Below are 20,386 nucleotides of genomic sequence, written 5' to 3'. Positions count from 1 at the left end.
GATATGGTGATAAAAGTAATGGTGGCAGATGACCAAGCCTTGATTCGAGAATCTTTGAAAATTATTTTGTCGGCTCACTCCGACATCGAAGTGGTAGCTACAGTGGAAGATGGGAATCATGTCTTGTCCAGCATTCCACAGACGCATCCGGATCTGATCCTGATGGATATTCGGATGCCAGGCATGGATGGGGTTTTGGCTACAAAAGAAGTAAAAGAACACTATCCGGATATCAAAATTATTATTTTAACAACTTTTGACGATGATGAATTTATCTATAGTGCACTCAAGTATGGTGCTTCAGGATATCTCTTAAAGGGAGCCTCGACAGAAGAGCTCTATGAGGCTATTAAGGTGGTGCATCAGGGTGGAGCTATGATCAATCCCAATATCGCAAGCAAGGTCTTTCAGATCTTCTCTCAAATGGCCAAATCGAATTTCTCTATTGCTGTGGATGAGGACAATGTCAAGGATTTGAGCACGACAGAATGGCGAATTATTCAAGAAGTCGGCTATGGCGAGTCAAACAAAGAAATTGCTGCAAAACTCTTCTTATCAGAAGGAACTGTGCGCAATTACTTATCAACGATTTTGGCGAAATTAAACCTAAGAGATCGAACGCAATTAGCAATTTGGTCAGTTCAAACAGGAGTGACTAGACGCGATTTTTCAAAAGGAAATACGGAATGAAATTAAACCGAAAGCATCTTTGTTGGGGAATCGTTCTCCTTTTTGTGGTCTCTGTGAGTACTGGTTTTTATTGGTGGAAACAACAACCGATCGTGCTCCATATAGGAGTTTATGCAGGATCTAGTTGGGATGTACCGACCAGTCAACGCTCCCATGCTTTGGATCTTGCGATTCAAAAATTTGAAAAGTCCCATCCTAATGTCCGTGTGGAATATGAAAATGGGATTCCACAGTCGGATTATTCAGACTGGCTCTCAGAAAAGATTGTTTCCGGAAAGACGCCGGATGTGTTTATGGTTTCTGAGCAAGATCTGTCCTTATTGGCGGCGCGTGGCGTTCTAGAAAAGTTAAATGGCTATATGAATCAAGAAGACCAAGCTGCTTTTTATCCTGTTGCATTTGAATCAGGTGTCTATCAGGGGCAATCCTATGCCTTACCTTATGAAAGTAATCCTATTTTGATGTGTGTCAATAAAGATTTGCTGGACAAAGAAGGCATTGAGGTTCCCAAGGAAGGTTGGAGCTTGGAAGAGTTCTATACAATTTGTAAAAAACTAACCAAAGATACCAATGGAGATGGTCAATTGGATCAGTTTGGGAGTACAGAATATACCTGGAAAGAAGCTTTGGCAGCAAATGGGGGTAGTCTCTTTCAAGGTGGGATGCTCAAACTTACGGCTCCAGAAGTCAAAGAATCATTGACTTTTTTACAAAAATTGGAAGAGCTGAATAAGAACTATAAGGTGAGTTCCAAAGATTTTGACCAGGGGAAAGTCGCTTTTTATCCCATGACTTTGGCTCAATATAGAACCTATAAACCTTATCCTTACCACGTTTCAAAATATTCAAACTTCACCTGGACCTGTATCCCTATGCCTGCCAAGTCAAAAGCTACAAAGGCGACTTTGGTTACGACGACTTCTTTTGCCATGTCTGCTCGGACTCCTCATTCCAAGTTGGCTTGGGAATTGATGCAATTGTTGACAGAAGATCCAGAAATTCAACAACTCCTCTTTGCTCAATCTCAAGGGATTTCCGTTATGCCACAGGTGGTCCAAAGTCAATCTAGTAAAGATCTTCTACAGGTCGATGATTTTGGCACGGATTCCTTGACCAATCAGACCTTGAATCGTATCATGGAACAAGCTGTTGAAAGTAGTCCCAAGAATGTCTCTAAAGAAATGTTGGAAAAGCTGGACTACTTGATTGGCAATGCTTTGCGCGATCAAGATGTCGAGAACCGCCTGCCTCAAATTCAGAGGGAAATTGAAAGTAGTCTTCAGGTAGGAGTTTAAAGAAAAATAAGATGACATTGTGTCAAGTGACAGATGTCATTTTTTTGTTGCTAAATGTCATGTTTATCATGTGACATTTGACAATATAAAAGCGCTTCCAAATATTCTACAATAGAGTCAAATAAAGGAGGCGTAGTAAAATGAAATACCTCATTTTAGTCAGTCATGGTGGATTGGCAGAAGGACTAAAAACATCGCTAGCTATGTTTGCTGGTGACAAGATGAATCAGGTCATCGCAGTTGGACTTAAAGAAGGAAAATCGGTCGATGACTTTGCAGTTGATTTTAGAGAGAGCATCTCAGAATTGACAGCAGATGATTCTGTGCTGGTCTTGGCAGACATTGTAGGTGGTAGTCCATTAACCACGGCAGCCACTGTCCTAGAAGAAGCTGGAAAGCTAGATGGAGCTTTGATCCTTGGTGGGATGAACCTCACCATGGCCTTGACAGCAGTTGTGATGAAGGATGTGTTGGATGGAGACGATTTGTCAGCAACTATCTTATCAGAAGCAAAATCTGCACTACAACCTTTTGAAGTTTCAGCCACTAGTGCTGAAGAAGATGATGACGATATTTAATAGGGAGGTACCTTATGGTAGTAACATTTGTACGGATTGATGACCGCATGATTCACGGTCAAACAGTCACACGCTGGGCAAAAGAAAAACCATGTGATGGTTTGATTGCTGTAAACGATGCAGCAGCATCAAACAAGGTTTTGATCCAAGCTTACAAAGGCGCATCAGACAAGAAAACCTTTGTATGGACAAAAGAAGCCTTTAAAGAAAAGTCAGCAAAAGTAACGGAATCTGACAGTCGGTACTTCTTGATTACCAAAAACCCAATCGATATGAAGGAAATTTTGGTGGATCAAGGTTTTGTCCCAGGAGATGTTAAAGAAATCATCGTTGGCCCTGCAAATGATAGACCTGGTGCAGTGAAATTGGGCAATAACCAATCCATCACCCAAGAAGAAGCAGAAGCCTTTCAGGCAATTCAGGCAGCAGGTTACAAGGTTAAATTCCAATTGTTGCCGGATGTCTCAATTGGTTATTGGGACGATTTCAAATCTAAATTTGGTTTTTAAACCTAACAGTTTTATTAGTTAGGTAAATAAATTTACAAACAAAAGGAGCGTTTGTTATGACAATTTCATGGATTCAAGCAATCTTGCTTGCTGTTTTCGCCAGCTTGTCTTCAATGCCTGGTATGGGAGGTTCCAGTATCGGGAACTATACACTCGGTCGTCCCTTGATCGGTGGGTTGATTTCAGGTTTAATTCTTGGAGATGTGACAACTGGTATTATGGTCGGGGTTGCCCTTCAAGTCGTTTATATCGCCTTGGTAACACCTGGTGGAACCGTATCTGCCGATGTTCGTGCCATCTCTTATATCGGTGTTCCTCTTGCTATCTTATTTGTGCATGCAAATCACATCACAGACGAAGCTGGAATTGCCGCAGCTGCAGCCCCAATCGGTGCAGCCGTTGGGACAATCGGTACTGTTCTTTTCTACGGTACAGCTACAATGAACTTGCTTTGGCAACACATTGGTTGGAAAGCCGTTGAAGAAGGAAACTTCAAAAAACTCTACGCAGTTGACTGGGTTTATCCTTGGATCTCTCACTTCCTCTTCTCTTTCCTTCCAACTATGATTATCACCAAATATGGTGAAAATATGGTTGATTTGATGAAACTTTACCTTCCTATGGATGGTTTCTGGATGAAAGCCCTCTTTACAGTTGGAGCTCTTCTCCCATGTGTCGGTATTGCTATCTTGTTGAAACAAATTGTTACAAAAGCAACTGACTTCATTCCATTCTTTGTTGGATTTACCTTGGCTAAATCTCTCGGCTTGAACTTGGTAGCTAGTGCGGTTGTTTCATTGATCTTTGCAGTAATCTACTATGAACTTGAAGTAATCAAATCTATGAAAGCTGCTCCAGCTGGGGTTGTTTACGTAGACGATGATGAGGAGGATATTTAAAATGGCTGATAGAAAGAAAATTTCAAAGAAAACATTAGCAAAAGCATTTCATCATTGGTATTATGGTCATTTGACTTGTTTCTCTCAAGAACACATGCAAACCTTTGGGTACTTGACTTCTATGCTTCCAATCGTAGAAGAAATGTATGATACAAAAGAAGAACAAAAAGATGCTATGCAAACCTATACTGCCTTCTTCAATACTGAACCACAACTTGGCTCTCTCGTTGTAGGGATTACGGCTGGTTTGGAAGAAGCGCGTGCAAACGGAGATGCAGTGGATGGTGAAACTATCAATGGTATGCGTGCCGGTTTGATGGGGCCAATCGCTGGTATCGGTGACTCTTTGGTCGTTGGGACCTTGATTCCAGTTCTTTTGGGGATTGCCCTGGGTCTCTCTAAAGGTGGTAACATCGCTGGTGCTATCTTCTACATCATCGTATGGAACCTCTTAGTATACTTTGGTATGCGCTTTGCCTTCTTTAAAGGGTATCAATTAGGGGATAAAGCCGTTGAATTCCTAGTAGGACCAAAAGGACAAGCACTTCGTAAAGCAATCAGTGTTGTCGGCGGTATGGTTATCGGTGCGGTAGCAGCAACTTGGGTCTCTGTTACAACAGCTCTTCAATTCGAGAATTCTGAAGGAAAAGTCTTCTTAAATATCCAAGAAAAGATTGATGGTGTTTATCCAGGTCTCTTGACAGCAGCTTTCATCACTATTTGCTGGTGGTTAATGTCTAAGAAAAAAGTTTCACCAAACAAAGTAATGTTGCTTCTAGTTGTTGTCGCTTTGGTTGGTGTTGCTCTAGGTATCTTTGACCCACATCTTAATTACTAAGCTCAAGAAAAGCACATATTTACTAGTAGAAAATTTTGAGAATGAAGTAGACTAACCTCCTTCTCTTACCCTTCATTCTCAATTTTTGTCAGGAGGATCCTCATGGTTACAAAACAAGAACTTGTTAATGGATATGAAACAGAAATTAAGTATCAACGTCATATGATTGAAAATCTTGGCCGTTGGTTTAGCTTACTCTTTATCATTGCCAGTATAGGTATGGTCTTAATTTTTCTCTTTCATAAAAGCTTCCTCCCAATCTTAATTTTCGGAATTATACTTGCCTTGGTTGGAATATTGGGAATGGTGGTTTTTGGATATGGTATCTATCGAGGACGGATCAATCTCCAAAAAGTCGTCGATGATTTTAATCGAAAATTAATAATTCTAAAGTGATCTTTAAGGAACATCTCATTCATTTTGAGGTGTTTTTTTCTTGACTATTTCTGACTAAGTGATAAAATAGAACTATGGTTTAGCACTCGTTCGTAAAGAGTGCTAACAATATGATTATGTTATGGAGGAAAACAGATGTTGAAACCATTAGGGGATCGTGTGGTCTTGAAAATTGAAGAGAAAGAACAAACAGTCGGAGGCTTTGTCCTCGCAAAATCAGCCCAAGAAGAAACGAAAACAGCTACAGTAGTGGCTACTGGACAAGGTGTTCGCACCTTGAACGGTGATTTGGTTGCCCCAAGTGTAAAAGTTGGAGATCAGGTTTTGGTTGAAGCTCATGCAGGTATCGAGGTCAAAGATGGTGACGAAAAATATGTCATCGTTGGTGAAGCTAACATCTTAGCAATCGTGGAAGAATAAGAGGAGGAAGTAAGTATGGCAAAAGACATTAAATTTTCATCAGATGCTCGTTCAGCTATGGTACGTGGTGTTGATATCCTAGCTGATACAGTTAAAGTAACCTTGGGGCCTAAAGGCCGTAATGTTGTTCTTGAAAAATCATTCGGCTCACCATTGATTACCAATGATGGTGTAACAATCGCTAAAGAAATCGAACTAGAAGACCATTTTGAAAATATGGGTGCTAAATTGGTGTCAGAAGTGGCTTCTAAAACCAATGATATTGCTGGTGACGGGACAACTACTGCAACAGTTTTGACCCAAGCTATTGTTCGTGAAGGAATCAAAAACGTTACGGCTGGCGCAAACCCAATCGGTATTCGTCGTGGGATTGAAGCAGCGGTTGCTGCAGCAGTAGAAGCCTTGAAGAACAATGCAATTCCAGTTGCTAATAAAGAAGCAATCGCCCAAGTCGCTGCCGTATCCTCTCGCTCTGAAAAAGTTGGTGAGTACATCTCTGAAGCTATGGAAAAAGTTGGCAAAGATGGAGTCATCACCATTGAAGAATCACGTGGTATGGAAACAGAGCTTGAAGTTGTAGAAGGAATGCAATTTGACCGTGGTTATCTATCACAGTACATGGTCACTGACAATGAAAAAATGGTTGCAGACCTTGAAAATCCATACATCTTAATCACTGACAAGAAAATCTCAAATATCCAAGAAATCTTGCCACTTCTAGAAAGCATTCTTCAAAGCAGTCGTCCACTCTTGATTATTGCTGATGACGTTGACGGTGAAGCTCTTCCAACTCTTGTTTTGAACAAGATTCGTGGGACTTTCAACGTCGTTGCTGTTAAGGCGCCTGGATTTGGTGACCGTCGTAAAGCTATGCTTGAAGATATCGCAATCTTGACAGGTGGTACCGTTATTACTGAAGACCTTGGGCTTGAGTTGAAAGATGCTACCATCGAAGCTTTAGGTCAAGCAGCTAAAGTGTCTGTAGATAAAGATAGCACAGTCATTGTTGAAGGTGCAGGAAATCCTGAAGCAATTGCTAACCGTGTCGCTGTCATCAAGTCTCAAATTGAAACAACAACTTCAGAATTTGACCGTGAAAAACTCCAAGAACGCTTGGCTAAATTGTCAGGTGGAGTTGCTGTTATCAAGGTCGGTGCTGCAACAGAGACAGAATTGAAAGAAATGAAACTCCGCATCGAAGACGCCCTCAATGCGACTCGCGCAGCTGTTGAAGAAGGAATCGTTGCAGGTGGTGGTACTGCCCTTGTTAATGTTATCTCTGCTGTTGCTGCCTTGGAGTTAGAAGGTGATGAAGCAACAGGACGTAACATTGTTCTTCGTGCCTTGGAAGAACCTGTACGTCAAATCGCCTACAATGCAGGTTATGAAGGTTCAATCGTAATTGATCGTTTGAAGAATGCAGAAGCTGGTACAGGCTTCAACGCTGCAACAGGTGAATGGGTCAACATGATTGAAGCAGGGATTATCGATCCTGTTAAGGTTAGCCGTTCGGCCCTTCAGAACGCAGCTTCAGTAGCAAGCTTGATTCTAACAACAGAAGCAGTCGTAGCTAACAAACCAGAACCCGCTGCACCAGCGCCAGCTATGGATCCATCAATGATGGGTGGCTACTAAGAAATAAATAAAAACAGGTAGAATGAAAGATTTCTACCTGTTTCTTTTGAATTACTCAAAAAGAGGAAGCTCAGCCTCCTCTTTTTACATCTATTTAATTATGGTTTGATAACTTCAGCTCCACCCATGTATGGACGAAGAACTTCTGGAATGGTCACAGAACCATCTTCGTTTTGATAGTTTTCAAGGATAGCAGCGACTGTACGTCCAACAGCAAGTCCAGAACCATTCAAAGTATGAAGAAGTTTAACCTTACCATCGGCTTCATCACGGTAACGGATTTGGGCACGACGAGCTTGGAAATCTTCTGTATTTGAACAGCTTGAGATTTCTCGGTAGGTATTTTGCGCTGGAATCCAAACTTCCAAGTCGTAAGTCTTAGCAGCTGAGAAGCCCATATCTCCTGTAGAAAGAGCAACTACACGGTATGGTAAGTTTAGTTTTTGAAGAATGTTTTCAGCGTTGGCTGTCATTTTCTCCAATTCTTCGTATGATTCTTCAGGTTTGGCAAATTTAACCATTTCTACCTTGTGGAATTGGTGTAAACGAATCAAACCACGTGTATCGCGACCAGCAGAACCAGCTTCAGAACGGAAAGATGGACTCATAGCAGTAAAGTAGATTGGCAAGTCTTTTCCGTCAAGGATTTCATCACGGTAGTAGTTTGTCAGAGGAACTTCAGCGGTAGGAATGAGGACGTAGTTCGTATCTTTCAATTCAAACGTATCTTCTTTGAATTTTGGATATTGACCAGTACCAAACATAGAATCATGGTTAACCATGTAAGGTGTGATGACTTCAGTATAACCTTCCTTTCCATGTTCATCCAACATAAAGTTGTAGATAGCACGTTCCAAACGAGCCCCAAGTCCTTTGTAGAATAGGAAGCGCGCTCCAGTTACCTTTCCACCACGTTCCCAGTCAAGGATACCGAGGTCTTCACCAAGATCCCAGTGGGCTTTTGGTTCAAAGTCAAACTCACGAGGAGTTCCCCAACGGCGAACTTCTACGTTATCGTCTTCGTCTGCTCCAATAGGAACACTGTCAGCTGGGATGTTTGGAAGAGTAGTAGTAAATTCTGTCAATTTAGCATCAATCTCCGCCAACTCAGCATCAAGAGCTTTTACCTCGGCAGAGAGGGTTTGCATAGCTGCAATCTTGTCGTCTGCATTTTCCTTGTTGCGCTTAGCTTGTGCAATTTCAGCAGAAACTGTGTTACGCTCAGCCTTAAGGGTTTCAACCTTGACTAAGATGTCACGACGTTTTGCGTCGATTTCTTTCATCTCATTCAAGACAGCAGCATCTACACCACGTGTAGCTAGTTTTTCAGCGACAGCATCAAAGTCTGTACGAATACGTTTGATATCTAACATATAAACTCCTTTATGAAAAAAGCACACCTGACAAAGCGTTGGAGTGGCAGGGCCACGGTTCCATCCAACTTCACAGGTGTGCACTTGATTTTGTATTTGATTTAAAACAACGGTAGAATTTCAATTAAATCTTCTATCTGCTCGCAGCATCCGCAGACTTTCTGAAAGAAGGAAGTAACCTACTTATCCGTTGCTATGATTATACTAAACTTTTTATTTTTTTGCAAATAGATTTTTAATTTTTCGACCAATGATTTGGACTAAGGTAGGAAGTTTGACTACCTTGTCATTTCCCAATTTTTCACGAGCAATCTTAAGGATTTTTCCAGAGTCTTTTGAGGCGAAGAGGAATTTTCCTTGATCTGTAAAGATTTCAAAATGACGACTAATCTTGCGGCCTGAAACATTGGCTCCAATTTGGTTAACGCTGGACCATGGGATTTGAATATAGTCCTCGACATTACGATCTGCGTAAAATTCTAGCGCATGGTCTCCTACCAGAAATTTTCCAACCTTTCCTGTAATGGAGAGATAGGAAGTTCCAGTTGTTTGCAAGTCGACGACCTTGTTGAGGGATTGTGCCATGTTTAGTCTTCCTTATTTTCACCGAAAAATGCTTGATAGAGAGCTTTAAGAGCGGCTTTTTCTTGGTCTTTATGGACAACAAACATGATAGAAACTTCACTAGAACCTTGTGACATCATTTGGATGTTGATGTTGTTCTCAGATAAGGCACGAGTGGCTGTAGCAGTTACCCCGATATGACGCTTCATTTTTTCCCCAACAATCATAATGATAGAGAGGTCGTGTTCGATTTCAGCGTGGTCTACCTCTGCTTTTTGGACTAACTGACGAAGGATTTCTTCTTCCTTAATCGGAGTCAATTCTCGTGAACGTAAAATGATAGACAGGTCATCGATACCAGTTGGCATGTGTTCCCAACCAATATTAAGGTCCTCAAGAATCTGAAGAACTTTACGACCAAAACCGATTTCGCGGTTCATCAAATACTTAGACATATTAATGCTGACAAATCCTGAATCACCAGCAATTCCTACAACTGGAAATTCATCACTACTGTGTTTTAGAACGATACGAGTACCTGGGTGGTCTGGATTGTTGGTATTTTTAATGACAAGAGGAATTTTCCCACGGTAGGCAGGTAGAAGTGCTTCATCGTGTAGTACAGAGAATCCAGCATAGGCCAATTCACGCATTTCACGGTAGGTCAATTCAGGGATAGAGTGTGGCTTATGGATAATACCAGGGTGGGCTGCAAAGATTCCATCTACATCAGTAAAGTTTTCATAGAGGTCAGCTTTGACACCAGCAGCAATGATAGAACCAGTAATATCTGATCCCCCACGTGAGAAGGTACAAATTTGATCTTCTTTAGTAACACCGAAGAAACCAGGGATAACAAGAACTTCAGTTGAATTTGTCAATTCCTCGATTTTATCATAACTTGATGGGATGATTCGCGCATTTCCAGGTTCGCTCGTAACGACGATACCAGCTTCTCTAGGATGAACATAACGCGCCTCCAAGCCATTTTGGTTAAAGTAGGCTGCAATCAACTTGGCATTGTTATTTTCTCCAGCTGCTAGGAAGGTATCATAGAGAAACTTATTATCTTCAATTGGAAGAGTAGCTAGAGAGCGAATGCTTTTTGAAATTTTGTCTAAAACGGCTGGTTTGAGACCTAATTCGCTAATCATAGCAGCATAGCGATCAATAATCCAGTTTTGGCTTTTGCTAATATCATTTCCAGCTACATAGTCGCGGTAGTATTTAATCAAGGCATCTGTCACCTTGGTATCTTCAGAATTTCGTTTACCAGGTGCAGATACAACCACAAAACGACGTTCTGGATCACTTTTGACAATATTTAAAACTTTTTCTAACTGATTAGCAGAGGCAAGCGAGCTTCCACCAAATTTAACAACCTTCATAAGAACTCCTAAAGTAAGTATTTTATACGATTATAGCAGAAAGAGGGGCTTTTTTCAATCTGGAAAATGTCCTATATAATTGTTTGAATGTCTCATCAGGAAAGCTTATAATAAAGGTGCAGGAGAAAAGACTCTTCTAACGAAAGGAGTTGGGGGAAGATGATTAAAAGAGTAGTTTGTTTAATCTTATTAGTCCTTAGCTTCGTGATGATTCCTACAAATATCGGAGCAAGTTCTCAACCTCTTCCCAGTGGTCGTTTGACGGGAGAAGAATTAGCGATAGAATATGCTCAGGAAGGTCAGATTTCAGTTGAGAGGGCTAAAATTATCTTATCTATCGGCTTGTCAGATAGTAAGTCAAGGACCTATCGAATTCTCTCTGAAAAGATTATCGTCAATCCTAACTATGAAGCTAGAGTCAAGTTTTATTGTCGAACAGATGAAAGTGGACAATTTAGAGGAATCACGAAACTCTTAGCTACAAGTCTGGTCAACAAGGACGGAAATAAGGAGGCTCCTTTTACAGGAAATCTTTTTGCCTACCTAGAAGATCCAAATCGTGTTTTTTACATGGTTTCAGGAGAATTCTACCATAAGGGATCAAACCAAGAACAGCTTTATCAGAGAGAAGGAGGGCGGATGCTTGAAGTCATTTATGATTTCATGGATGATACAAGTACTGGTTTTCCTTTGTTTTTAGAGACCAAACTAAGTTTTTAAAATCGGCCGATACACTTTTGGTCGATTTTTCTCTTGTTTTAAAAGCCAGAAAAAGATATAATTTGAAGATAAAATAATTCAAATATCGTTGTAAATTAAAAGGAGTGCCTATGGATCATATTCTCTATCAAGTTCAAGACGATTTAGCGATACTAACTTTAAATCGTCCCGAGGTGGCAAATGGTTTTCATATTCCTATGTGTCAAGAAATTCTAGAAGCATTGGAATTGGCTGAAAAAGATGCTTCGGTTTCGTTTATTCTCATTAATGCTGCTGGCAAAGTCTTCTCCGTTGGAGGGGATTTAGTAGAAATGAAACGTGCAGTCGATGAGGATGACATTGGCTCCCTTACTCAAATTGCGGAGTTGGTAAATACGATTTCCTATAAGATTAAACAAATTTCTAAACCAGTCATTATGGAGGTGGATGGAGCAGTTGCTGGAGCTGCGGCTAATATGGCTTTAGCAGTTGATTTCTGTATTGCTTCTGACAAAGCTAAATTCATTCAGGCCTTTGTAGGTGTGGGCTTAGCTCCTGATGCGGGTGGCTTATTCTTGCTTACACGATCACTAGGTGCGACTCGGGCAACGCAATTAGCTATGACTGGAGAAGCTTTCACAGCAGAAAAAGCACTTGAAGCTGGAGCTGTCTATCGTCTGTGTGCTAGTGATCAACTGGAAAAGACAAGAGAACAACTATTGAAGAAGTTGAGAAGAGGCTCCTCTAACTCCTATGCTGCTATTAAGAAGTTAGTCTGGGAAAGCGAGTTTAAGCAGTGGCACGAGTACGCACAGCTAGAACTGGAATTGCAAAAATCTCTATCTTATACGGAAGATTTTAAAGAAGGTGTTCGTGCACATTCTGAAAGACGACGTCCAAAATTTATCGGAAAGTAAAAAAATACTTGCACAATTCTTTGAAGTTTGATATACTTTTTTTGTCAAATGTTTTGATAGTTGAACTTTTTTGATAAGGGAGGGAAGAGAATTGGACTACCAACGGATCAATGACTATTTAACATCTATTTTTAATAACGTCCTGGTGATTGAGGAAGTAAGTTTGCGAGGTAGTCGTTTCAAGGACATCTCTATCAAGGAAATGCACACGATTGATGTGGTTGGTAAGTTTCCAAATGCGACACCAAGTCAAGTGTCCAAAGAGTTGATGGTAACTCTAGGAACAGTGACAACTAGCTTGAACAACTTGGAACGAAAAGGTTACATCGAACGCTTACGTTCAGATCAGGATCGTCGTGTAGTACATCTGCATTTGACCAAGAAAGGTCGACTTGTACATCGTCTCCATAAACGTTTCCACAAGGCCATGGTCGAAAGAATTATCGAAGGCATGAGCCCAGAGGAAATGGATGTTATGAGTAAAGGTTTGATCAATCTTTATCAATTTTTGGAGGATTTGAAATAATGGCTTTTGCGAAAATAAGCCAGGTTGCTCATTATGTACCAGAGCAGATTGTCACAAATGAAGATTTGGCTCAGGTCATGGATACGAGTGATGAATGGATTTCAAGTCGAACTGGGATTAAGGAACGTCGCATTTCTAAGACAGAATCAACAGGAGATTTGGCAACGGCAGTTGCAAAACAACTCCTAGAGAAGTCAGGTATTTCTGCTGAAGAGTTGGATTTTATCATTCTAGCTACGATGACACCTGACTCGATGATGCCTTCAACAGCCGCTCGTGTTCAGGCTAAAATCGGCGCTCACAAGGCTTTTGCCTATGACTTAACAGCTGCCTGTAGTGGCTTTATCTTTGCCCTATCAACTGCAGAGAAGTTCATCTCTTCAGGAGCTTATCGCAAGGGTCTAGTTATCGGTAGTGAAACCATGTCAAAAGCTTTAGACTGGTCAGATCGATCAACAGCTGTTCTTTTTGGAGACGGTGCTGGTGGCGTCTTACTAGAAGCAAGTGAAGAGCCACATTTCCTAGCGGAGAGTCTCAATAGCGATGGTTCGCGTAGTGAGTGTTTGACCTTTGGACAGACTGGTTTAACTTCACCATTTTCAAATCAAGAAAAGCCCGATGCTTTCTTGAGAATGGATGGTCGAGCAGTCTTTGATTTTGCGATTCGAGATGTTGCTAAGTCTATAAAAAATACTATAGTAGAGAGTCCTCTGTCGGCAGAAGAACTAGATTATCTCTTGCTTCATCAAGCTAATATTCGAATTTTAGATAAGATGGCTAGAAAGATCGGTGTAGATCGAGACAAGCTTCCTGCCAATATGACCAAGTATGGAAATACCAGTGCGGCAAGTATTCCGATCCTACTTTCAGAGTGTGTAGAGGAAGGGCTCATTCGTTTGGATGGTAGCCAAAATATTCTCTTGTCAGGCTTCGGTGGAGGTTTGACATGGGGCACAATTATTGTTACAATTTAGGTAATCATGTGGTGAACACATTGTTATAAAAAACTATTTATTTTAAAGGAGTCTATCATGGCAGTATTTGAAAAAGTACAAGAAATTATCGTTGAAGAACTTGGAAAAGATGCATCAGAAGTAACGCTTGAATCTACTTTTGATGATTTGGATGCAGATTCATTGGACTTGTTCCAAGTGATCTCAGAAATTGAAGACGCTTTTGATATCCAAATCGAAGCTGAAGATAATTTGAAAACAGTTGGCGACTTGGTTGCTTACGTTGAAGAGCAAACAAAATAATTAAAATAAAAGAAGAAGGAGTAGGGGAGACCCGCTCCCTCTTGTTTAGGCAATAGTTTGACCGTCAAATTATAAAAAGATCGAACTATTACGTAAGCAAGACTTATGGAGGCACTATGAAAACACGTATTACAGAATTATTGAATATTAAATATCCGATCTTCCAAGGTGGGATGGCCTGGGTTGCAGATGGTGATCTTGCTGGAGCTGTTTCAAAAGCGGGTGGTCTAGGTATCATCGGTGGAGGAAATGCTCCTAAAGAAGTGGTTAAGGCTAATATTGATAAGATTAAATCATTAACAGACAACCCTTTTGGTGTCAATATCATGCTTCTGTCTCCATTTGTTGAGGATATTGTTGACCTTGTGATTGAAGAAGGTGTTAAGGTAGTCACAACTGGTGCAGGGAACCCAAGTAAATATATGGAACGATTCCATGAAGCAGGAATCACCGTTATTCCTGTAGTACCTAGCGTGGCTTTGGCTAAACGCATGGAAAAAATTGGAGCGGATGCAGTTATTGCTGAAGGTATGGAAGCCGGTGGACACATCGGTAAACTAACAACTATGACCTTGGTTCGTCAAGTTGCAGCTGCTGTTTCTATTCCTGTTATCGCTGCTGGCGGTATTGCAGACGGTGAAGGAGCTGCTGCAGGCTTTATGCTTGGTGCAGAGGCTGTACAAGTAGGAACTCGTTTTGTAGTTGCTAAAGAATCAAATGCCCATCCTAACTATAAAGCTAAAATTTTAAAAGCTCGTGATATTGACACAACGATCTCAGCACAACATTTTGGACACGCAGTTCGTGCCATTAAAAACAAATTGACTCGTGATTTCGAGCAAGCTGAAAAAGATGCCTTCAAACAAGAAAATCCAGATTTGGAAATTTTTGAACAAATGGGGGCAGGTGCTCTAGCCAAAGCGGTTGTTCACGGAGATGTGGATGGTGGATCAGTGATGGCCGGTCAGATTGCAGGTTTGGTTTCTAAAGAAGAAACAGTTGAAGAAATCTTAAAAGATATCTACTACGGCGCAGCTGAAAAGATTCAAGCAGAAGCTGCTCGTTGGGCAGGAGTTACAAGAAATGACTAAAACAGCCTTTCTATTTGCAGGTCAAGGAGCACAGTACTTAGGAATGGGGCATGAACTCTATGACCAATATGCTATCGTCAAGGAAACAATCGACCAAGCTAGCCAAGTATTAGGCTATGACCTTCGTGACTTGATTGATAATGATGAAACAAAGCTAAATCAGACTCGTTACACGCAACCAGCTATTTTAGCTACGTCCGTTGCTATTTACCGACTACTAAAGGAGAAAGGTTATCAGCCTGATATGGTGGCAGGTTTGTCTCTTGGAGAATATTCTGCCCTGGTAGCTAGTGGTGCCTTAGATTTTGAAGATGCAGTGGCTCTAGTTGCTAAACGTGGAGCTTATATGGAAGAAGCGGCACCAGCAGGATCAGGGAAAATGGTAGCTGTGCTTAATACACCGGTTGAAGTAATTGAAAAAGCTTGTCAAGAAGCCTCTAAACTTGGTGTTGTAACTCCAGCTAACTACAATACGCCGAGTCAAATTGTTATTGGTGGTGAGGTAGTGGCGGTAGATCGTGCAGTTGAACTTTTGCAAGAGGCAGGAGCAAAACGCTTGATTCCGCTCAATGTTTCTGGACCTTTCCATACAGCTTTATTGGAACCTGCTAGTCAAAAATTAGCTCAAGCCCTAGAAGATGTTGAGTTTAGTGACTTTGTTTGTCCACTTGTTGGCAATACAGAAGCAAATGTCGTGGGAAAAGAACGAATTGCTGAACTCCTGACTCGTCAAGTTAAGGAACCCGTTCGCTTTTATGAAAGTATTGCAGTCATGCAAGAAGCGGGTGTCACTCGTTTTATTGAGATTGGACCTGGTAAAGTTTTGTCAGGATTCGTCAAAAAGATAGATAAAACAGCTCAACTTGCTAATGTGGAAGATCAAGCAAGTTTACAAGCACTCTTAGAAAATTAGCCAAACTGGTAGAAGTTCTGAAAGGAGAAAAATGAAACTAGAACAGAAAAATGTCTTTATTACAGGCTCAAGTCGAGGAATTGGTCTTGCCATTGCTCATAAATTTGCCAGCTTGGGAGCCAATGTTGTCTTGAATAGTCGTGGTGAAATCTCCGAGGAGCTTCTAGCCGAATTTAAACCATACGGAGTGAAGGTCCTTGCTATTTCTGGTGATGTTTCTGATTTTGCGGACGCAAAGCGTATGGTGGACCAAGCCATTGAAGAGCTGGGGTCAGTTGACGTCCTAGTAAATAATGCTGGGATTACTCAAGACACTCTCATGCTTAAGATGTCAGAAGAAGATTTTGAGAAGGTTTTAAAAGTCAATTTGACAGGTGCCTTCAATATGACACAATCAGTCTTAAAACCGATGATAAAAGCTCGCGAAGGTGCTATCATCAATATGTCTAGTGTCGTTGGTTTGATGGGAAATATCGGTCAAGCAAACTACGCTGCTTCCAAGGCCGGTTTGATTGGATTTACCAAATCGGTAGCACGTGAGGTTGCCAATCGCAATGTGCGTGTCAATGCCATTGCTCCAGGAATGATTGAATCAGATATGACTGCAGTTCTATCTGATAAGGTGAAAGAAGCCATGTTGGCACAAATTCCGATGAAACAATTTGGCCAAGCTGAGCAAGTCGCAGAGGTGACAGCCTTTCTTGCAAGCCAAGATTATCTAACGGGACAAGTCCTTGCAATTGATGGTGGACTAACCATGCAATAAGAGTTAAAATAGAGGTATAAAAATGAAACTAAATCGAGTAGTAGTAACAGGTTATGGATTAACATCTCCGATTGGGAACACACCAGAGGAATTTTGGAACAGTCTAAAAAATGGAAAGATTGGAATCGGTGAAATCACTAAGTTTGATCATAGTGCTTTTGATGTTCATAATGCGGCAGAAATTCAGGATTTTCCGTTTGATAAATACTTTGTAAAAAAAGATACCAACCGTTTTGATAACTATTCTTTGTATGCCTTGTATGCAGCTCAAGAAGCAGTGAACACTGCAAATCTTGACCTTGAAGCACTTGATAAAGACCGCTTTGGTGTCATTGTGGCATCAGGTATCGGTGGAATTAAAGAAATCGAAGACCAAGTGCTTCGACTTCATGATAAGGGACCAAAACGTGTAAAACCATTGACACTTCCAAAAGCCTTGCCAAATATGGCTGCAGGGAATGTTGCTATGCGCTTTGGGGCAAATGGGATTTGTAAATCTATCAATACAGCTTGTGCTTCATCAAATGATGCTATCGGGGATGCCTTCCGTTCTATCAAATTTGGTTTCCAAGACATCATGCTAGTTGGTGGTTCAGAATCTTCTATTACTCCATTTGCCATTGCTGGTTTCCAAGCCTTAACAGCTCTTTCAACAACAGAGGACCCAACTCGTGCTTCTATTCCATTTGATAAGGATCGTAATGGATTTGTCATGGGTGAAGGATCAGGTATGTTGGTTCTTGAAAGTTTAGAGCATGCTGAAAAACGCGGTGCAACTATCCTAGCTGAAGTTGTCGGATACGGGAACACTTGTGACGCCTACCATATGACTTCACCACATCCAGAAGGCCAAGGTGCTATTAAAGCTATCAAACTTGCTTTGGACGAAGCTGAGATTACACCAGACCAAGTAGCCTATGTCAATGCTCATGGTACATCAACTCCTGCTAATGAAAAAGGAGAGAGTGGTGCTATCGTAGCAGTTCTTGGTAAGGAAGTACCTGTATCTTCAACCAAGTCATTTACAGGACACTTGCTCGGCGCAGCAGGTGCAGTTGAAGCCATTGCAACAATTGAAGCAATCCGTAACAATTATGTTCCAATGACAGCTGGAACAACAGAACTATCAGACTACATTGAAGCAAATGTTATTTATGGACAAGGCTTGGAACGTGAAATTCCTTATGCTATCTCAAACACTTTTGGATTTGGTGGGCATAATGCAGTTCTTGCTTTCAAACGTTGGGAGAATAAGTAAAGATGAATTTAAATGAAATCAAAGACTTGATGGCGCAATTTGACCAGTCAAGCTTGAGAGAATTTTCTTATAAAAATGGCACGGATGAGTTACTCTTCAGCAAGAATGAAGCAAAACTTGTTGCAGAAACAAGTCCAGCACCTCAACCAGTTGTTTCAGCACCTGCACCTACAGTAGCACCTCAAGCTCTAACTTCAACACCAGCTGTAGAAGTAGTTTCAGAAACAAGCGCTACTGAATCTGTAGCTGAAGGAGATCTAGTAGAGAGCCCACTTGTCGGAGTTGCTTACTTGGCTGCGGGACCAGACAAACCTAATTTTGTTTCAGTCGGAGATACTGTTAAAAAAGGCCAAACCTTGGTCATCATCGAAGCCATGAAGGTCATGAACGAAATTCCAGCACCTAAAGACGGTGTCGTAACAGAAGTTCTTGTTGCTAATGAAGAAATGGTTGAGTTCGGGAAAGGCTTGGTACGTATCAAATGATTGATATTCAAGGAATTAAAGAAGCTTTGCCTCACCGCTATCCCCTGCTCTTAGTGGATCGTGTTTTGGAAGTCAGCGAAGATACAATCGTTGCTATTAAAAATGTAACGATTAACGAACCTTTCTTCAACGGTCATTTTCCTCAATACCCAGTTATGCCAGGAGTCCTCATTATGGAAGCTTTGGCACAAACAGCAGGTGTTTTGGAATTATCAAAACCTGAAAACAAAGGGAAGCTTGTCTTCTATGCTGGTATGGACAAAGTCAAATTTAAAAAACAAGTTGTTCCTGGTGATCAGCTTGTCATGACAGCAACGTTTGTCAAACGTCGTGGCACAATCGCCGTAGTAGAAGCGAAGGCAGAAGTAGATGGTAAGCTAGCAGCTAGCGGTACTCTAACCTTTGCTATTGGAAACTAGGGAGGTTTTCCATGTTTCGTAAGATTTTAATTGCCAATCGTGGTGAAATTGCTGTTCGTATTATTCGTGCGGCACGAGAATTAGGAATTGCCACAGTCGCTGTTTATTCAACTGCTGACAAGGAAGCTCTCCACGCGCTTTTGGCTGATGAGGCTATCTGTATCGGCCCTGGAAAGGCTACAGAATCTTATCTGAACATCAATGCCATCCTATCAGCTGCAGTCTTGACTGAAGCTGAAGCTATTCACCCTGGATTTGGTTTTTTAAGTGAAAATTCCAAATTTGCAACCATGTGTGAAGAAGTCGGTATCAAATTTATCGGACCATCAGCTCGTGTCATGGATATCATGGGGGATAAAATTAACGCCCGTGCTCAAATGATTAAGGCTAATGTTCCCGTCATTCCAGGTTCAGATGGAGAAGTCCATACTGCAGAAGAGGCCCTCGCTATCGCCGAAAAAATTGGTTATCCAGTTATGCTGAAAGCTTCAGCTGGAGGTGGTGGTAAAGGGATTCGTAAGGTTGAAAAAGTAGAAGATCTTGTTTCAGCCTTTGAAACAGCCTCTAGTGAAGCTAAAGCGAACTTTGGTAATGGAGCTATGTACCTAGAGCGTGTGATTTATCCTGCTCGACATATTGAAGTACAGATTCTTGCTGACCAGATGGGTCATGTTATTCACCTAGGTGAGCGTGACTGTTCGCTTCAACGGAATAACCAGAAGGTTTTAGAAGAAAGTCCTTCGATTGCCATTGGGAAAACACTGCGTAATGAAATTGGTGCTGCAGCAGTCCGTGCAGCGGAGTCTGTAGGCTACGAAAACGCTGGTACGATAGAATTTCTATTGGATGAAGCAAGTGGTAAATTCTACTTTATGGAGATGAATACGCGTGTCCAAGTGGAACACCCAGTAACCGAATTTGTATCTGGTGTGGATATTGTTAAGGAACAAATCCGTATCGCAGCAGGTCAACCATTGACTTTGAAGCAAGAAGATATTGTTCTAAAAGGACACGCCATTGAGTGTCGAATTAACGCAGAAAATCCAGCCTTTAATTTTGCACCAAGTCCAGGTAAGATTACCAATCTTTATCTACCGAGTGGTGGTGTCGGCTTGCGTGTTGACTCTGCAGTTTATCCAGGTTATACCATTCCGCCATACTATGATAGTATGATTGCTAAAATTATTGTTCATGGCGAAAATCGTTTTGATGCTCTCATGAAAATGCAACGAGCTCTTTATGAACTCGAAATTGAAGGGGTTGTCACCAATGCTGATTTCCAACTCGATTTGATTTCAGATCGTCGAGTGATAGCAGGAGACTACGATACTTCATTCTTGATGGAAACTTTCTTACCACACTATCAAGAAAAAGAATAATGTAATACTCTTCGAAAATCAAATTCAAACCGCGTCAGCTTCGCCTTGGATTATATATGTGACTGACTTCGTCAGTCTTATCTACAACCTCA

The 20,386-nt window shown here is 41.2% G+C and carries 24 protein-coding genes; 21 read left to right on the top strand and 3 right to left on the bottom strand.

Features of this window, described 5'->3' with window-relative positions; all coding sequences use genetic code 11:
* The first annotated feature begins 6 nt into the window (after window positions 1-6).
* From ADH90_RS04305 to groL, 9 genes are all read left to right on the top strand, one after another.
* Window positions 7-690: a response regulator transcription factor gene (locus ADH90_RS04305; protein WP_006147185.1), complete on the top strand. Its 684-nt coding sequence runs from the start codon at window positions 7-9 to the stop codon at window positions 688-690.
* Window positions 687-1,985 carry an ABC transporter substrate-binding protein gene (locus ADH90_RS04300; protein WP_049530113.1) on the top strand — a complete coding sequence of 433 codons (1,299 nt, stop codon included), beginning with the start codon at window positions 687-689 and terminating at the stop codon, window positions 1,983-1,985. The genes ADH90_RS04305 and ADH90_RS04300 overlap by 4 nt, the downstream gene beginning before the upstream one ends.
* 140 nt (window positions 1,986-2,125) lie before the next feature.
* The gene (locus tag ADH90_RS04295; RefSeq protein WP_049527048.1) at window positions 2,126-2,563 is read left to right on the top strand and encodes a PTS sugar transporter subunit IIA; all 438 of its coding nucleotides are present in this window, start codon (window positions 2,126-2,128) and stop codon (window positions 2,561-2,563) included.
* Window positions 2,564-2,577: 14 nt separating this feature from the next.
* Window positions 2,578-3,072, top strand: coding sequence for a PTS system mannose/fructose/N-acetylgalactosamine-transporter subunit IIB (locus ADH90_RS04290; protein ID WP_000261775.1), 495 nt, complete (start codon window positions 2,578-2,580; stop codon window positions 3,070-3,072).
* A gap of 56 nt (window positions 3,073-3,128) precedes the next feature.
* On the top strand, window positions 3,129-3,971 hold the full coding sequence (locus ADH90_RS04285; RefSeq protein WP_006151610.1) for a PTS mannose/fructose/sorbose/N-acetylgalactosamine transporter subunit IIC: 843 nt from the start codon (window positions 3,129-3,131) through the stop codon (window positions 3,969-3,971).
* Window positions 3,955-4,809: a PTS system mannose/fructose/sorbose family transporter subunit IID gene (locus ADH90_RS04280; RefSeq protein ID WP_049530112.1), complete on the top strand. Its 855-nt coding sequence runs from the start codon at window positions 3,955-3,957 to the stop codon at window positions 4,807-4,809. Before ADH90_RS04285 ends, ADH90_RS04280 begins: the two co-directional genes overlap by 17 nt.
* Before the next feature lie 102 nt (window positions 4,810-4,911).
* Window positions 4,912-5,205 (top strand): hypothetical protein, encoded by a 294-nt coding sequence (locus ADH90_RS04275; RefSeq protein ID WP_049530111.1) that lies wholly within the window; start codon window positions 4,912-4,914, stop codon window positions 5,203-5,205.
* 135 nt (window positions 5,206-5,340) lie between these two features.
* Window positions 5,341-5,625, top strand: a complete 285-nt coding sequence (gene groES, locus ADH90_RS04270; protein WP_049530110.1) for a co-chaperone GroES — start codon at window positions 5,341-5,343, stop codon at window positions 5,623-5,625.
* 15 nt (window positions 5,626-5,640) lie between these two features.
* The gene (groL, locus tag ADH90_RS04265; RefSeq protein WP_049530109.1) at window positions 5,641-7,260 is read left to right on the top strand and encodes a chaperonin GroEL; all 1,620 of its coding nucleotides are present in this window, start codon (window positions 5,641-5,643) and stop codon (window positions 7,258-7,260) included.
* A gap of 98 nt (window positions 7,261-7,358) precedes the next feature.
* Here groL and serS read toward each other — a convergent pair whose 3' ends face one another.
* From serS to ADH90_RS04250, 3 genes are all read right to left on the bottom strand, one after another.
* Window positions 7,359-8,633 (bottom strand): serine--tRNA ligase, encoded by a 1,275-nt coding sequence (gene serS, locus ADH90_RS04260; protein WP_049530108.1) that lies wholly within the window; start codon window positions 8,631-8,633, stop codon window positions 7,359-7,361.
* 213 nt (window positions 8,634-8,846) lie between these two features.
* Window positions 8,847-9,218, bottom strand: a complete 372-nt coding sequence (locus ADH90_RS04255; protein WP_049530107.1) for a DUF956 family protein — start codon at window positions 9,216-9,218, stop codon at window positions 8,847-8,849.
* Between the two features lie 2 nt (window positions 9,219-9,220).
* Window positions 9,221-10,585: an aspartate kinase gene (locus ADH90_RS04250; RefSeq protein WP_049530106.1), complete on the bottom strand. Its 1,365-nt coding sequence runs from the start codon at window positions 10,583-10,585 to the stop codon at window positions 9,221-9,223.
* A gap of 159 nt (window positions 10,586-10,744) precedes the next feature.
* On the opposite strand from ADH90_RS04250, the gene ADH90_RS04245 reads away from it, so the two are divergent.
* From ADH90_RS04245 to accC, 12 genes are all read left to right on the top strand, one after another.
* Entirely contained in the window at window positions 10,745-11,305 is a 561-nt protein-coding gene (locus ADH90_RS04245; RefSeq protein WP_049530105.1) for a hypothetical protein, read from the top strand.
* A 110-nt stretch (window positions 11,306-11,415) separates the two neighbouring features.
* Window positions 11,416-12,201, top strand: a complete 786-nt coding sequence (locus ADH90_RS04240) for an enoyl-CoA hydratase (protein ID WP_049530104.1) — start codon at window positions 11,416-11,418, stop codon at window positions 12,199-12,201.
* A 91-nt stretch (window positions 12,202-12,292) separates the two neighbouring features.
* Window positions 12,293-12,727 (top strand): MarR family winged helix-turn-helix transcriptional regulator, encoded by a 435-nt coding sequence (locus ADH90_RS04235; RefSeq protein ID WP_000386344.1) that lies wholly within the window; start codon window positions 12,293-12,295, stop codon window positions 12,725-12,727.
* A complete protein-coding gene (locus ADH90_RS04230; RefSeq protein ID WP_049530103.1) occupies window positions 12,727-13,701 on the top strand; it encodes a beta-ketoacyl-ACP synthase III in 975 nt (324 codons plus the stop codon). Before ADH90_RS04235 ends, ADH90_RS04230 begins: the two co-directional genes overlap by 1 nt.
* 57 nt (window positions 13,702-13,758) lie before the next feature.
* Window positions 13,759-13,983, top strand: coding sequence for an acyl carrier protein (locus ADH90_RS04225; protein WP_000257840.1), 225 nt, complete (start codon window positions 13,759-13,761; stop codon window positions 13,981-13,983).
* Between the two features lie 116 nt (window positions 13,984-14,099).
* The gene (gene fabK, locus ADH90_RS04220; RefSeq protein ID WP_049530102.1) at window positions 14,100-15,074 is read left to right on the top strand and encodes an enoyl-[acyl-carrier-protein] reductase FabK; all 975 of its coding nucleotides are present in this window, start codon (window positions 14,100-14,102) and stop codon (window positions 15,072-15,074) included.
* Complete coding sequence (gene fabD, locus ADH90_RS04215) at window positions 15,067-15,987, top strand: ACP S-malonyltransferase (protein WP_049530101.1); 921 nt, start codon at window positions 15,067-15,069, stop codon at window positions 15,985-15,987. Before fabK ends, fabD begins: the two co-directional genes overlap by 8 nt.
* Window positions 15,988-16,018: 31 nt before the next feature.
* Window positions 16,019-16,753, top strand: coding sequence for a 3-oxoacyl-[acyl-carrier-protein] reductase (gene fabG / locus ADH90_RS04210; RefSeq protein ID WP_049530100.1), 735 nt, complete (start codon window positions 16,019-16,021; stop codon window positions 16,751-16,753).
* Between the two features lie 22 nt (window positions 16,754-16,775).
* Window positions 16,776-18,011, top strand: coding sequence for a beta-ketoacyl-ACP synthase II (fabF, locus tag ADH90_RS04205; protein WP_049530099.1), 1,236 nt, complete (start codon window positions 16,776-16,778; stop codon window positions 18,009-18,011).
* A gap of 2 nt (window positions 18,012-18,013) precedes the next feature.
* The gene (accB, locus tag ADH90_RS04200; RefSeq protein ID WP_049530098.1) at window positions 18,014-18,496 is read left to right on the top strand and encodes an acetyl-CoA carboxylase biotin carboxyl carrier protein; all 483 of its coding nucleotides are present in this window, start codon (window positions 18,014-18,016) and stop codon (window positions 18,494-18,496) included.
* Window positions 18,493-18,915: a 3-hydroxyacyl-ACP dehydratase FabZ gene (gene fabZ / locus ADH90_RS04195; RefSeq protein ID WP_049530097.1), complete on the top strand. Its 423-nt coding sequence runs from the start codon at window positions 18,493-18,495 to the stop codon at window positions 18,913-18,915. Before accB ends, fabZ begins: the two co-directional genes overlap by 4 nt.
* 11 nt (window positions 18,916-18,926) lie before the next feature.
* The gene (accC, locus tag ADH90_RS04190; RefSeq protein WP_049530096.1) at window positions 18,927-20,294 is read left to right on the top strand and encodes an acetyl-CoA carboxylase biotin carboxylase subunit; all 1,368 of its coding nucleotides are present in this window, start codon (window positions 18,927-18,929) and stop codon (window positions 20,292-20,294) included.
* Window positions 20,295-20,386: the final 92 nt, after the last annotated feature.

It is taken from the genome of Streptococcus pseudopneumoniae, from assembly GCF_001073085.1.
Taxonomy (GTDB): domain Bacteria; phylum Bacillota; class Bacilli; order Lactobacillales; family Streptococcaceae; genus Streptococcus; species Streptococcus pseudopneumoniae_M.
Note: the sequence above shows the minus strand (reverse complement) of the source record. Positions and strands in the feature narration are given on the sequence as shown.